Source organism: Alteromonas stellipolaris, from assembly GCF_001562115.1.
In the GTDB taxonomy this organism is placed as follows: Bacteria; Pseudomonadota; Gammaproteobacteria; order Enterobacterales; family Alteromonadaceae; genus Alteromonas; species Alteromonas stellipolaris.
Map to the genome: position 1 here is coordinate 4480182 of NZ_CP013926.1, position 13559 is coordinate 4493740.

The 13559-nt window shown below is 45.1% G+C and carries 13 protein-coding genes; 10 read left to right on the forward strand and 3 right to left on the reverse strand.

Annotation, left to right across the window (positions count from 1 at the left end; genetic code table 11):
* Nucleotides 1-143: 143 nt before the first annotated feature.
* The 3 genes from AVL57_RS18960 (at nt 144) to AVL57_RS18970 (ending at nt 1576) form a co-directional block, all read left to right on the forward strand.
* Nucleotides 144-335, forward strand: a complete 192-nt coding sequence (locus AVL57_RS18960; protein ID WP_057795332.1) for a zinc ribbon domain-containing protein — start codon at nt 144-146, stop codon at nt 333-335.
* Entirely contained in the window at nt 328-1026 is a 699-nt protein-coding gene (locus AVL57_RS18965; protein WP_057795330.1) for a flavin reductase family protein, read from the forward strand. Before AVL57_RS18960 ends, AVL57_RS18965 begins: the two co-directional genes overlap by 8 nt.
* 256 nt (nt 1027-1282) lie before the next feature.
* Nucleotides 1283-1576: a high-potential iron-sulfur protein gene (locus AVL57_RS18970; protein WP_013786614.1), complete on the forward strand. Its 294-nt coding sequence runs from the start codon at nt 1283-1285 to the stop codon at nt 1574-1576.
* Between the two features lie 92 nt (nt 1577-1668).
* On the opposite strand, the gene AVL57_RS18975 is transcribed toward AVL57_RS18970, so the two are convergent.
* Entirely contained in the window at nt 1669-3330 is a 1662-nt protein-coding gene (locus AVL57_RS18975; protein WP_057795327.1) for an amidase, read from the reverse strand.
* A 270-nt stretch (nt 3331-3600) separates the two neighbouring features.
* Nucleotides 3601-4359 (reverse strand): substrate-binding periplasmic protein, encoded by a 759-nt coding sequence (locus tag AVL57_RS18980; protein ID WP_057795326.1) that lies wholly within the window; start codon nt 4357-4359, stop codon nt 3601-3603.
* A 276-nt stretch (nt 4360-4635) separates the two neighbouring features.
* Between AVL57_RS18980 and prmA the strand changes: the two genes are divergently transcribed.
* The 6 genes from prmA (at nt 4636) to purD (ending at nt 11620) form a co-directional block, all read left to right on the forward strand.
* Nucleotides 4636-5517 carry a 50S ribosomal protein L11 methyltransferase gene (gene prmA / locus AVL57_RS18985; RefSeq protein ID WP_057795324.1) on the forward strand — a complete coding sequence of 294 codons (882 nt, stop codon included), beginning with the start codon at nt 4636-4638 and terminating at the stop codon, nt 5515-5517.
* A gap of 235 nt (nt 5518-5752) precedes the next feature.
* Complete coding sequence (gene dusB, locus AVL57_RS18990; protein WP_057795322.1) at nt 5753-6751, forward strand: tRNA dihydrouridine synthase DusB; 999 nt, start codon at nt 5753-5755, stop codon at nt 6749-6751.
* 30 nt (nt 6752-6781) lie between these two features.
* Nucleotides 6782-7075 (forward strand): DNA-binding transcriptional regulator Fis, encoded by a 294-nt coding sequence (gene fis / locus AVL57_RS18995; RefSeq protein WP_012520109.1) that lies wholly within the window; start codon nt 6782-6784, stop codon nt 7073-7075.
* A gap of 81 nt (nt 7076-7156) precedes the next feature.
* Entirely contained in the window at nt 7157-8755 is a 1599-nt protein-coding gene (gene purH / locus AVL57_RS19000) for a bifunctional phosphoribosylaminoimidazolecarboxamide formyltransferase/IMP cyclohydrolase (RefSeq protein WP_057795320.1), read from the forward strand.
* 729 nt (nt 8756-9484) lie between these two features.
* Nucleotides 9485-10300, forward strand: coding sequence for a class I SAM-dependent methyltransferase (locus tag AVL57_RS19005; RefSeq protein ID WP_057795319.1), 816 nt, complete (start codon nt 9485-9487; stop codon nt 10298-10300).
* Nucleotides 10301-10327: 27 nt separating this feature from the next.
* Entirely contained in the window at nt 10328-11620 is a 1293-nt protein-coding gene (gene purD / locus AVL57_RS19010; protein WP_057795306.1) for a phosphoribosylamine--glycine ligase, read from the forward strand.
* A 125-nt stretch (nt 11621-11745) separates the two neighbouring features.
* On the opposite strand, the gene AVL57_RS19015 is transcribed toward purD, so the two are convergent.
* Nucleotides 11746-12498, reverse strand: coding sequence for a sugar-binding protein (locus tag AVL57_RS19015; RefSeq protein ID WP_057795304.1), 753 nt, complete (start codon nt 12496-12498; stop codon nt 11746-11748).
* Between the two features lie 89 nt (nt 12499-12587).
* Between AVL57_RS19015 and AVL57_RS19020 the strand changes: the two genes are divergently transcribed.
* Nucleotides 12588-13559, forward strand: coding sequence for an ion transporter (locus AVL57_RS19020; protein WP_057795302.1), 972 nt, complete (start codon nt 12588-12590; stop codon nt 13557-13559).

Consider the following 13559-nt stretch of genomic DNA (forward strand, 5'->3'; position numbering starts at 1 on the left):
CCTTTTCCCTTTTTATTTCATGCGTGGGGGCACGGGCTTTTGCGTAGTGGCTTGGTAAGTCACAATGCTTAAGTTGGCAGTCAATCCAGTTTTCTACTTTACTCGTAATAACTATCACAACTTAATTCACCTACGAGGAAATCATGAGCTTAACGAGATCGATGGAATTCTCTTGCCCATATTGCATGGCAGCCAATGATGTAGAAATTGACGAGGTTAATGACGTTGATCAGGTGCAGGTACTTGATTGCCAAGTATGTTGCCAACCTATTGAACTTGGCGTCTATCAACAAGGCGAATACTTAAATATTATTGCGGAGCAGGAAAATGCCTGATAGCGGTACCCACTTTTCGTTGCAAGACATCAATGCACTGCCACAACGATATCGCGCCAACTTTATAAATAGCTTATCAGGTTTTAAATCTTCCTCTTTGCTTGGTACTACCGATGGCCGAGTCAACAACTTAGCGATTATTAGCTCAGTGGTCCATGTGGGAGCTAACCCACCATTGCTGGGCATTATTATGCGTCCGCACACTGTACAAAGAGATTCTCTGTCTAATATTAAGCAGCAAGGTATGTTCACGTTGAATCATGTCCACACGAGCTGGACTGACAAAGCACATCAAACCTCTGCGCGGTACGATAATGGTGTGAGTGAGTTTGAAGAGGTTGGACTAACGCCCTGGTTTAGTGACACATTCAGCGCGCCTTACGTTAAAGAAAGCGCAGTAAAAATGGGGTTGAAAGTAGAACAGCATTTTACACTGTGTAATCAAACCGAAATGATTATAGGTGAAATTCAAGAGGTCTTTATTACTGACCGAAGCAATGCCCCGAGTGCTGACTCTGAAAATACCAATCCAAAAAATGCTATCGCCGAAGATGGTTATGTTGATATTGAATCATTGCAAACCTCGTGCATTTCGGGGCTAGACACTTATCATAGTACGCATAAGATAGCCCAATATGCTTATGCTAAACCCAACGAGCCTTTAACAAAGGCGAGCATAACTAAAAAATAATTCATGTTTAGCAACTGGCGCATAGATTAACAGTACGTATATGCCATATAACATTGATTTTGTTAGCTGTTCAGGCGTTGTTCAGGTGGCAACAGTTAATCTATATCAACAAATCTTTATTGCTTTGTGTTAGATCCAAACGCCACGGGTTATAGTATAATTAGAATATTCAAAACCTGCCTTGCGGCAGGTTTTTGCGTTTTAGGCGCTGAGTAAAAAAGAATCATTATCGTTATTATCTCAATTGGAGAGAATTATGAAGTCTGTAAACCGTCGTGACTTTCTGAAATTGTCAGGTACATCTTTGATAGGCCTAACGTTAGGAAGCGTTGCGTTACGTGCTAATGCGCAAGAACAATTACAAGCAGATGATCCAAGCGCAAAAGCATTAAACTACACTGCGGCGTCTACTGTGGACGGTGCTAAATGTAATAACTGCATGTACATTCAAGGTGCCGACGGCGAACAACACCGCCCTTGTGCCATATTCCCTAACAAATTGGTCAACGCCAATGGTTGGTGTAGTGCGTGGGTTAAACGCCCAGGCTAATAACGTGAATTATTGAAAAAGCCCCGGTATCGCTCATGTGTGAAGCGACACCGGGGCTTTTTTTTGCCATTAAATTAAGCTATTTAAACTAACTACAACCCTTTCACAGCCTCTAACAACTCGGGGTTATGTAAGCGGCTTGGTAATAAACCAGGCTTTATATATGCCCCATGCTTCGCTTGAAATATACTGCCAATGCGTAATACTTTTTCGTCGTCCCATTGCTTGCCAATAAAGCTGATCCCCACCGGAAGATTTTTAACCTCACCCGCTGGCACAGTAAGATGCGGATAACCTGCAATAGCCGCCAAATACCCAATACCAATGAAGCCCATTGGGGAGTGATCGCCATACACGCCATCAATCAGAAAAGCGGGGCTATTTGAAGGTGCCACGAGCACATCAACCTTATGCTCTGCCATTAAGGCATCAATACCATTCTGTCTGGCGGTTTTCCTCACTAGCGCTAGGGCTGAGGCGTATTTTTGGCTTTTGGTATCGTCGGTGTTCACGGCTTTTTCGAATATATCTTGATTAAATAGCGCGAGCTCTCGAGTGATTGCTTGATTGTAAGTGATAAGCTCCGACAAGCTGCGAACGGGAATATCAGCGGGGCTACTTTCAAGGTATTCGTTTAACGTGTAATGAAACTCGCTGAGTAACACTTGATAAGAGTCTGCCCAAAAGCTTTCAGGTTGTTTGAAATCGCTAATTTCCACCAGTTCAGCACCTGCGGCGGTTAAGCTACTTAAGGCTTTTTCATAAGTAGAAAGCACATGAGGGTTATCACCTTGACGATATCGCACAACGCCAACGCGCACGCCTTTCAAATCGGTTGCTAACATACTTTGCTGCGGCGCACTAAGCATATGCGTGGTTGCGTCTTTCGTTGCGCTGTCTTTGGGATCTACACCTGCCATCACTGAAGCCATTAACCATGCATCGTTAACGTTTGCGGTCATGGGCCCTGCGGTATCTTGGGTATACGAGATGGGTACAATGTGCGTACGCGACAATAGCCCAACGGTGGGTTTAAAACCTACAATACCGTTCATTGAAGAAGGGCAAATAATAGAACCGTTGGTTTCAGTGCCCACCGCTAAAGATGCTAAACGCAATGCCATAGCAGCACCAGAGCCAGAAGAAGACCCGCACGCACTACGAGATAACATATGCGGGTTTCGGGTTAGCCCGCCTACGGCGCTCCAACCACTAATAGAAGATTCAGACCGAAAATTAGCCCATTCAGATAGATTAGTTTTGCCTAACACAATGGCGCCCGCAGCTTTTAGGCGAGCCACAATAGGGGCATCTCGCTTTGTATCATTATTAACAAGCGCCATCGCGCCTGCGGTAGTGGGTAGCTCGCTGGTTTCAATATTGTCTTTCAGTAAGACAGGCAGACCAAACAGCGGCCCTTTTCGCATTCTATTTTTACGTGCCAAATCAGCCGCTTTTGCCTCTTCAATAGCATTGGGGTTAAGTGCCAAAATACTATTCACATCACCATCAAGCTTTTCGATGCGAGCAAGATAGCCCCGCACTAGTGCCTCAGACGACAACTCACCTTCTGCGATAGCTTGTGCCTGCTCTAACGCAGATTTATCTAACCAAGACGCAATAGATGCAGAAACAGCACCTTTGTCTGAATTTTCAACTGAACTATCAACAGACACATCTTTTGTGGTCGGCTGCGATGGTGCACATGCTGTGCAAAGTAATATAGCGGCGGCGTAAAAAAGCGTAACCCTCATGTGGTTCATCCCCAGGTTCTTAAGATATCTGCATTTTGGTTTTGAATATCTTAGTAGTGCATAGAAACGATTACTACGCAATACGTTGCTAACTAGGTTCAACCCTTCATTTTATTCGTCAAACGCGACATATGAAGACATAACAGATAGAAATACGAGCCTTGGGGCTGTGATTTATGGGCATGGGTTATGGGTTATGGGATTATTTATGAGGCGGGGAGCTTGAAGGTGTTGAGTAGAAAACCGCGAGGAACAAGTATTCAATGTAGCTTAATTCAGATTTTTAGCCGGCTGTTCTTCAATAAAATTAAATAGACCAAATTCATCAAGTAAAGATTGGTAGCGCCCGTCTTTTATAAATTGAGCCAATACGCTATTAAACTCGTTTCTTAATTGCTCGTCAGGAATGGCCGCACTGTAGGAGGAAACAGGAAATAATTCATGTATTTTTGTGTCGTGTTGCTTTTCGAAAGGCAACTGATGCTTAGCGTATTGAAAAATATTTCTATCAAGCACCGCAACATCCACACTGCCAAGCAATAGCAAATTAACCTGCCTTTCTTGTTGAGCAAGCTCCATATAGTTTTTTTGATGGGCTAACGTATTTTTAAACTCTTCACCTAATACCGATATTGCCGTTTGAAAAGCAATCACGCTATGGCCGAGTAAGTCTTCTATTTCGTTAATTTCCAAGTTTCTGTCAGTACGGCTTACCGCAACATTTTGATAATACACGTAGGCATCAGTCAGTATAGCTGGGTCAATATCGTGGCCAGAGTTTAAGGTTAGCCCTATATCCACCCCGCCTTTTTTCACTAGGCTGGCGGTACGGCCAAAGGGAACGTAAATAGGCGACATTTCATGCCCCATTTCTAGCAATATTGCCCGCACTAGTTCTAACTCAAAGCCTGAATCTTGTTCTGAGATAACATAGGGAGGTTTTGTCCAACCCACGACCACATCAATTTGCTTTGCAAATGCGGCGTGTGAAGAGAACAAAATAATTAAAAGTACAACAATATAATGCATAAGGCGAAATGGTAATGGAACACGTATTAACTATAAACACTTGCCAATAAATAACCATTCGCCAAAAGACTTAATGATTTTAAAAACCCATTAAAAACAATAACTAACAAACATGCGATTTATACTTAAGTTTGATGAAAAAAGACGCTTTCACGTAGAAATATTGAATAAAACGTTAAAACGAACGGCTAATTCAAGCGTTACTACCAGCATTATGATTTCGCTTTAATTAGCCAAGCGGTACAATACAGTCAAACTCTTTGAACATGTGTGAATATGGCCTGGCTACAGTTACGAATAAATACCTCCTCAGAATATGCTGAATCGATTGGCGATATGCTTAGTGCTAACGGTTCGCAAGCTGTAACCTACGTAGATGCGAAAGACACACCTATGTACGAGCCAAAGCCCGGCGAAATTATGCTGTGGCCAGACACGCAAGTCGTCGGTCTATTTGAGGCCACTGATGACATGAAAGCCATCATCAAACGATTAGGCAAAGCGCGCATTCTAGGTTCAGATTTTAAATACAAACTAGAACCCCTTGAAGACAAAGACTGGGAGCGTGAGTGGATGGATAACTTCCACCCCATGCAATTTGGCACTCGTTTATGGATTTGCCCGAGCTGGCGTGATGTGCCAGACCCTAATGCTGTTAACGTTATGCTAGACCCGGGTCTTGCCTTTGGAACGGGTACTCACCCTACTACTGCCCTTTGCTTGCGTTGGTTAGACGGTATAGACGTTGCCGATAAAGTGGTTGTGGATTTTGGTTGTGGTTCAGGCATTTTAGCTCTAGCGGCACTTAAATTAGGTGCTAAACGGGTAGTTGCTATTGATATCGACCCACAAGCCCTTCAAGCCACACAAGAAAATGCACGCCGTAACGGTGTTGAAGATAGACTGGATGTATTCTTGCCCGCTGATCAGCCCACACTAGAGGCCGATGTAGTGATGGCGAATATATTGTCTGGGCCACTTCTAGAACTTCAAGATGTTATTTCATCTTACTGCAAACCGTCGGGGTTACTCGTCCTTTCGGGCATTCTTGCTGAACAAGTAACCAAAATTGAAGCGGCCTACTCCCGCGATTTCACTCTTGACGAGAGTGCGATTGATGGAGAATGGGCACGAGTGTCTGGCAAAAAGCCCGCTTAAATGTAAATTTTTTGTCTTTCAATGCCTTTCAATTCGCGGCCTTTAAGAGAATTGCACAAAATTCACTCTGCAAAACAGTGATAGATAGCTAATGTTACAGTTTTTTTTCACTGTCAAGCCCATAGAGTGAAATTTTGTGTGATTTTTAGCCTTTTCAAGTATTGCGAAAACACGTACACTTAGCGCCCCGTTTTAGCCGGGTGTATAAATTCTGTGCAGTTCTAGATGGCGAAATATGCGAATTGGTCCCTACACGTTAGACAACAATTTGATGCTAGCACCAATGGCTGGCGTGACTGACCGTCCATTTCGTCAACTATGTAAACGTATGGGTGCGGGGCTTGTGGTATCGGAAATGCTTTCTAGCAATCCAAAGGTATGGAATACCGCAAAATCACAAGCACGAATGAATCATGAGGGCGAAGAAGGTATTCGTTCTGTACAGATTGCAGGCGCTGATCCAGAGCTTATGGCCCAAGCGGCACAATTTAATGTTGAGAATGGTGCGCAAATCATCGACATCAACATGGGTTGTCCAGCCAAAAAGGTGAATAAGAAACTGGCAGGTTCCGCGTTGCTTCAGTACCCGAGTACGGTGGAATCAATCATTAAAGCGGTAGTTAACGCTGTTGATGTTCCTGTAACACTTAAAATTCGTACCGGCTGGAATACCGATAACCGCAATGGGGTTGAGATAGCCCGCATTGCTGAGCAAAACGGCATACAGTCACTGGCTGTTCATGGTAGAACGCGAGCTTGTATGTACAAAGGAGAGGCGGAGTACGACACTATTCGTCGTATCAAGGCGGCAATTTCAATACCCGTAATTGCCAACGGAGACATTACCTCTCCTGAAAAAGCACAACAGGTACTGAATTGTACCGGTGCAGATGGTGTGATGATAGGTCGCGGTGCTCAAGGAAATCCTTGGATCTTCAAAGAGATCCTGCATTACCTAGAAACTGGCGAGAACCTAACGCCACCACCATTGTCTGAACAGTATGAGATTTTGCACGAGCACGTCGCTAATGTACAAAGCTTCTACGGTGAAGTCGCCGGTGTAAGAATTGCTCGCAAACATGTGGGCTGGTATCTCTCGGAACACGATACGGATCGTCAATTTCGTAAATCGTTCAACGCTATCGAGGATGCGTCAGCGCAACTTGAAGCACTAAACGCTTATTTTGAAGCGCTGCAGAATCGAGAAACCCGACAGATTTCTCCTGCAGCATAGTAATGACTAACTTAAGAGCAAGACAGTATTATGTTCGATCAAAACGTGACTTCACCTTTTACTACTACAGTAACTACGCCTTCTCAGACGCAAGCACAAAAGCCACTTCGTGACTCAGTAAAGCAAGCGGTTAATAAATACTTGAAGCAACTGGACAACGCCAACATCGATAATTTATACGAAATGGTACTGGCCGAAGTTGAGGCCCCGCTGCTGGAAGAAGTTATGACTTACACCCGCGGCAACCAAACCCGCGCTGCCATTATGATGGGAATCAACCGTGGCACGCTTCGCAAAAAGCTGAAGCAGTACGGCATGAACTAAAATCACCGGGCCTAGCCCACCGAAGAGCACCTACAGGTGCTCTTTTTGTTTCACCACTCTTAACTTTGAAGCTTATATTTTATGCAAACACCAAAACCCATTAAACGTGCTCTATTAAGTGTCTCTGATAAAACCGGTATCCTCGATTTCGCCACCGCGCTGCATAACGCTGGGGTAGAACTTCTGTCGACGGGCGGTACTGCTAAACTCATCGCTGAAGCTGGCTTACCAGTAACAGAGGTGTCTGATCACACAGGCCACCCAGAAATTATGGCTGGCCGCGTTAAAACCCTTCACCCTAAAATTCATGGCGGCATTTTGGCTCGTCGTGGTATTGATGAAGCGGTAATGGACGAAAACAACATTGCTCCAATCGATTTGGTGGTAGTGAACCTTTACCCATTTGCTGCAACAGTGGCTAACGACGATTGCACGTTAGAAGACGCTATTGAAAATATCGATATTGGCGGCCCTACCATGGTTCGCGCTGCGGCTAAAAACCATAAAGATGTAACCATTGTTGTTAAAGCTGCCGACTACGGCCGCGTTCTTGCTGAAATGGAAGCAAACGAAGGTTCATTGACTTACAAAACCCGTTTCGACCTAGCCATTAAAGCGTTTGAGCATACTGCTGAATACGACGGCATGATTGCTAACTACTTTGGCGCGCGTATCGATACTGCTGATTGCGAAGATGACTGTGGCCATGAGCACAGCGAATTCCCGCGCACGTTCAACGTTCAAGTTAGCAAAAAACAAGATTTACGTTACGGTGAAAACAGCCACCAAAGTGCCGCTTTCTACGTTGAAAACAACATTCAAGAAGCATCAGTGTCTACTGCTACTCAGCTTCAAGGTAAAGAATTGTCGTTCAATAACATTGCCGACACCGACTCTGCCCTAGAATGTGTTAAAGAATTTGAAGAGCCAGCTTGCGTTATTGTTAAGCACGCTAACCCCTGTGGTGTCGCTATTGGCGAAGACATTTTGTCTGCCTACGACCGCGCGTTTAAAACCGACCCAACCTCTGCGTTTGGCGGCATTATTGCGTTTAACCGCGAGTTAGATGCGAAAACGGCACAAGCGATTGTGGATCGTCAGTTTGTAGAAGTGATTATTGCACCTACCGTTAGCGACGAAGCAAAAGACATTGTCAGCACAAAGAAAAACGTACGCTTATTAGCGTGTGGTGATTGGGCTGGTCAACTAACAGACGGTTACGACTTCAAACGTGTTAACGGCGGGCTGCTAGTGCAAGAGCGCGACTTTGGCATGGTTGAAATGGAAGACCTTCAGGTAGTCACCAAACTTAAGCCTTCAGATGACGAACTTCGCGATTTGATGTTCTGCTGGAAAGTCGCGAAATACGTGAAATCAAACGCCATTGTTTACTGTAAAGACGGTATGACAGTGGGTGTGGGCGCAGGTCAAATGAGCCGCGTATATTCTGCAAAAATTGCAGGTATTAAAGCCGCTGATGAAAACCTAGAAGTAGCAGGCTCTGTAATGGCATCCGACGCTTTCTTCCCATTCCGCGATGGCATTGATGCTGCCGCAGAAGCTGGTATTAAAGCAGTCATTCAGCCTGGTGGCTCAATGCGCGACCAAGAAGTGATTGATGCAGCCGATGAACACGGTATCGCCATGGTGTTCACCGGAATGCGCCACTTCCGCCATTAAGAAAATATGATGTATTAGCTGCGTAAGAAGCTAAATGATGCAGTAAGCGAGTACGAGTTTGGAGCACGCCGTAAACCCGTCCATGGGGGCTCCGCCACGGCATCCTTGCCGTGGAGGGCTCCACCCTCGTACTCACTACTACACCTTGCTAGCTTATTGCGTGCTGTGCTTTGGAAACAGATAGCTGGTTAGAGATAGGTGAAGGCCTCCGCTGTGGTATCCATGCCATCGAGGGTTTAGTACTGGCATTCACTTCCCCCTCTTTTAATAGCTAGGCTCTACAGTTGCAGTTGAATAAAAGTGCGGTAAACGCTAAAAACTCATACTATAGAAGGCATTCGAAACCCTCCACAGCATGAATGCTGTAACAAAGTGCCAAAGTCGTGGTGTACTGCGCTTGCAAATAATTTTGATCTCGAATTTAAAAAGCATGACGCCGGTTGATAGGAGTGAGAGCAGAAGGCATTCGAAACCTTCCACAGCATGGATGCTGTGGCAGAGCGTCCATGGATGGGTTTACCGCGTGTTTTGAATGCCTTCTGCTCTCGCTCTTAGCTTAGAGCTCTTAACTCTGAGCAATAAAAAGCAAAACGGCAGAGTACAGATTTAGCATGTTGGGTGTCGGGTAGGTGTCATAGTTTGTTGTTAAGCTTAATCTGAAACTGGTGTTTATCAGTATTAGCAGTTAACGTAATCGCCGTTACCCTCGATGATAATAAGGAAATAACAATGAAGAAGTTAGCCAATTTAGTACTCGCAGCCACCCTTGGCATGTCAGCAACCTATGCTAGCGCCGATGCTATATCAGATGCAGCCATGAGCGAACACCGCTCAGCACAAGCCAAAGTACGTGATGAATTCCGTAATCCTCAGCAAACATTACGATTCTTTGGCGTTAAGCCAGATATGACAGTAGTTGAAATTTCACCAGGTGGCGGCTGGTATGCCGACATTATTGCGCCTTTGGTTCAAAAAGAAGGTCAGTACATTGCTGCTCACTTCTTCGTTGACGAATCAACTAACGATTATTACCGTAAGTCGCTAGAAAAATTCAATCAAAAAGTAAAAGACAGCGCCCCATACCAAGGCGTGAAAGTTACCGCTTTCCACCCAACCAAAGCGCTTGATATTGCAGAAGCTGGCAGCGCCGATGTGGTACTTACCTTCCGTAATATTCATAACTGGTACATGAGTCAAGGAAACGAAGGTATCGACAATGCATTTGGTGCTTTCTTTAAGGCGCTTAAGCCTGGTGGTGTGCTAGGTGTGGTTGAACATGAACTGCCAGAATCTGCTGACGATTCAGCAATGGAAAAAAGTGGCTACATGAAGCGTTCTTTCGTTGTTGCTGCCGCTGAAAAAGCAGGCTTTGAGCTTGAAGAAGCAAGCGATATTAATGCGAACGCTAAAGATACTGCCGACCATCCGCGCGGTGTATGGACGCTTCCTCCTAGCCTAAGATTAAAAGATCAAGATCGCGAGAAGTACCTTGCCATTGGCGAGAGTAATCGTATGACGCTTAAGTTTAAAAAGCCCAGTTTGTAAAAACAAAACCTTAAAACGGAATAGTTAATGAACGTACTTGTAATTGGCGGCGGTGGCCGCGAGCATGCGCTAGCTTATAAAGCGGCGCAATCTTCTGATGTTTCAACTGTGTTTGTTGCCCCTGGTAATGCAGGAACGGCAATAGAGCCTAAACTAGAAAACGTAGCAATTGATGTAAACGATATTCTTGGTTTACTGTCTTTTGCTAAAGGTAACGATGTTGAATTAACCATTGTTGGCCCAGAAGCGCCGTTGGTTGCAGGTGTGGTAGATGCGTTTACTAACGAAGGCTTAATGATCTTTGGCCCTACTCAAGCTGCAGCGCAGCTTGAAGGGTCTAAAGCCTTTACTAAAGATTTTCTTGCTCGCCATAATATTCCTACCGCTGAATATCAGAACTTTACTGAGATTGACCCTGCCATCGCCTATGTGCGTGAAAAAGGCGCGCCTATTGTGATTAAGGCAGACGGCTTAGCAGCAGGTAAAGGCGTGATTGTAGCCATGACGCTACAAGAAGCAGAAGACGCTATTCGCGACATGCTAGCAGGTAATGCTTTTGGTGAAGCCGGCAGCCGTGTAGTAGTAGAAGAATTCCTAGATGGTGAAGAAGCCTCGTTTATCGTTATGGTAGACGGAAAAAGCGTACTTCCTTTTGCCACCAGTCAAGACCATAAACGCGCAGCTAATGGCGACAAAGGTCCTAATACAGGCGGCATGGGTGCATACTCTCCTGCCCCAGTAGTAACACAAGAAATTCACGACCGCGTGATGAAAGAAGTGATTATGCCAACGGTTGAAGGCATGGCGTCAGAAGGTAACCCTTACATGGGTTTCTTGTACGCGGGGCTTATGATCATGGCTGATGGAACGCCCAAAGTGATTGAATATAACTGCCGCTTTGGCGACCCAGAAACCCAGCCTATTATGCTGCGTTTACAATCAGACATCGTCGCTTTGTGCCAAGCGGCCTGTAAAGGCGAGCTTGATAGCCAAACTATTGAGTTTGATACACGTGCCGCCATTGGTGTTGTTCTAGCAGCAGGTGGTTACCCTGGTAGCTACGACAAGGGTGATGAAATTACCGGCTTTGAAAGCGCCGCCGAATTAGACGGCAAAGTTTTTCATGCTGGTACGTCACTAGAAGACGGCAAAGTGGTGACTAACGGTGGCCGTGTTCTGTGCGCCACTGCCATGGGCAATAACGTAACTGAAGCTCAACAGAAAGCGTATGAATTGGTAAATACAATTCAGTTCAAAGACGCGTATTTTCGTACCGACATTGGCTACCGTGCCATTGCTCGTGAGTCTAGTGCCGACTAGGCGCTTACAGATTTCTTATTTAGCCCCTTATTTCATTTTTTGTGAGAAAAACGCTGAGTAAAAGCACTTTTAAATGCCGCCCAAGCTAACACTTAGGCGGCGTTTTTGTTTGTATCAACCCGTGTTTACTTTAGCTCAAGCACATCAAATACAGATGCATCTTTGTATCCTTGGTTTTTATCCCCGTCAATTGGGGTTATCGGGTGCGACCCCATAAAATGCTCTCTATCGCCTCCGTCGGCATCACAATAAGCCAGCATAAAACCTAGCTTCATGCCCTTTTTAAGCGTTACAGGCGTGTTGGATTCACCATGAACATAATCATCAGCATACACTTTTATTGCGGTTTCCCAGTGCACCACAAACGGGGCGTCTGACTGGCGCTGCCACGCACTATCAACATGGTCGTTATAAAGCTGAGGCACAGCTTCACCCTTATTTTCCGCTGCCATGCTAGGGCCGATATCCGCCACTTGGTTGTCTAACGCTAAATGGTATGCAAAGGCGTTGTAGTTGTTAAAGTGATCGCCACCGGAGCCATCAGCATCAATGAAAATCTCTAAACAGTCATCATCCCAATAGCGCTCTAATGGCGAAGCGTAAGTGTCAGATAAATGATCGTCTCGAATTTCGGCCAATAAGTACAAGGCACCTTCGTTCCAGCGAAGCTTATACTTGCCTGTAAAATCACTGGCATCGGGTGTATCACCAATGATCACTTCATTCATAGGATACCAATCATTCCCTTCCCAAAGTGCCTCGTTCGCTACCCCATCAATCGTGGGTGCAGCTTTAATATGCAGTGCTTCATCTGCATTAGCACCTGTTGTAGCTGCGGCTGTACACATAATTGCCGCCAGCCAATGACTTGCCTTCATAGTTAATCCTTATTTTATTGCGGTGTATTTTTGCTTACCTGCCGATTCTTGGTAGAGTATTAAACTGCACCGGTAACTCAAAGGCATTTATGTCACTTCAGACCACTTGCTACAATATTTTAGCTTCTTATAAAGATGCCCAATCACATCACAAAGCAAGTAAGTACTTTGATGTGATACTTGTGACTGTCATTGTGATTAATATCGCCACCATGATGCTATCGACCGTACCGGGTACCTCTTCACAATACATTACAGAGTTACACATTATCGAAGTGGTTTCTGTTGCGCTTTTTAGCCTTGAGTACGTACTTCGCATTTGGAGCAGTGGCGTCGCACCGTCTTCAGCATTAACGTCATCAAAAGACATTCAATTCCATACTCCTTGGCAAAAGCGCTGGTACTATCTAAAAAGCCCCATGGCATTGATTGATTTGCTTGCCATATTACCTTTCTACCTAAGCATGTTTGTTACCCTAGATTTACGGATATTACGAGTATTCAGAGTGCTGAGAATTTTAAAGCTTGGCCGTTACTCACGCTCAATGCAAACGCTAATCACGGTCATTAGAAACGAGTCTCATTCACTCGTTGCCGCACTCAGCGTGTTGATGTTGTTCACCGTTATTGCAGCCACCTGCATCTATTACATTGAACATACCGCGCAGCCCGACGCTTTTAGTAGTATACCCGCTTCACTGTGGTGGGCACTGGTGACACTCACAACGGTAGGCTATGGTGACATTGTTCCCATCACGGCAGGGGGAAAGGTGTTTGGTGGGATAATCACCATTTTGGGCATATGCTTTTACGCCCTGCCAGCAGGTATATTGTCATCGAGTTTTACTGCCCAAATGCAACTTAAACGAGACCGGTTTAAGGAAACAGTACGCACAGTATTAGAAGACGGAAAATTTAGCGAACACGATAAGGGGCACATTGAACGTGTTCGCGATTTGTTAGACCTAGATGAAGAAGAAGCTCAGCTCATAGTGCGGCTTCTTCAGCACCACCATAGCACGTCTCAAAAACCTAGCGTCGACAAGAAGCCACATACATAG

Coding starts and splice junctions, on each gene's coding strand:
- AVL57_RS18960 (WP_057795332.1), top strand. CDS start 144: ATGAGCTTAACGAGATCGATGGAATTCTCTTGCCCATATTGCATGGCA.
- AVL57_RS18965 (WP_057795330.1), top strand. CDS start 328: ATGCCTGATAGCGGTACCCACTTTTCGTTGCAAGACATCAATGCACTG.
- AVL57_RS18970 (WP_013786614.1), top strand. CDS start 1,283: ATGAAGTCTGTAAACCGTCGTGACTTTCTGAAATTGTCAGGTACATCT.
- AVL57_RS18975 (WP_057795327.1), bottom strand. CDS start 3,330: ATGAGGGTTACGCTTTTTTACGCCGCCGCTATATTACTTTGCACAGCA.
- AVL57_RS18980 (WP_057795326.1), bottom strand. CDS start 4,359: ATGCATTATATTGTTGTACTTTTAATTATTTTGTTCTCTTCACACGCC.
- prmA (WP_057795324.1), top strand. CDS start 4,636: ATGGCCTGGCTACAGTTACGAATAAATACCTCCTCAGAATATGCTGAA.
- dusB (WP_057795322.1), top strand. CDS start 5,753: ATGCGAATTGGTCCCTACACGTTAGACAACAATTTGATGCTAGCACCA.
- fis (WP_012520109.1), top strand. CDS start 6,782: ATGTTCGATCAAAACGTGACTTCACCTTTTACTACTACAGTAACTACG.
- purH (WP_057795320.1), top strand. CDS start 7,157: ATGCAAACACCAAAACCCATTAAACGTGCTCTATTAAGTGTCTCTGAT.
- AVL57_RS19005 (WP_057795319.1), top strand. CDS start 9,485: ATGAAGAAGTTAGCCAATTTAGTACTCGCAGCCACCCTTGGCATGTCA.
- purD (WP_057795306.1), top strand. CDS start 10,328: ATGAACGTACTTGTAATTGGCGGCGGTGGCCGCGAGCATGCGCTAGCT.
- AVL57_RS19015 (WP_057795304.1), bottom strand. CDS start 12,498: ATGAAGGCAAGTCATTGGCTGGCGGCAATTATGTGTACAGCCGCAGCT.
- AVL57_RS19020 (WP_057795302.1), top strand. CDS start 12,588: ATGTCACTTCAGACCACTTGCTACAATATTTTAGCTTCTTATAAAGAT.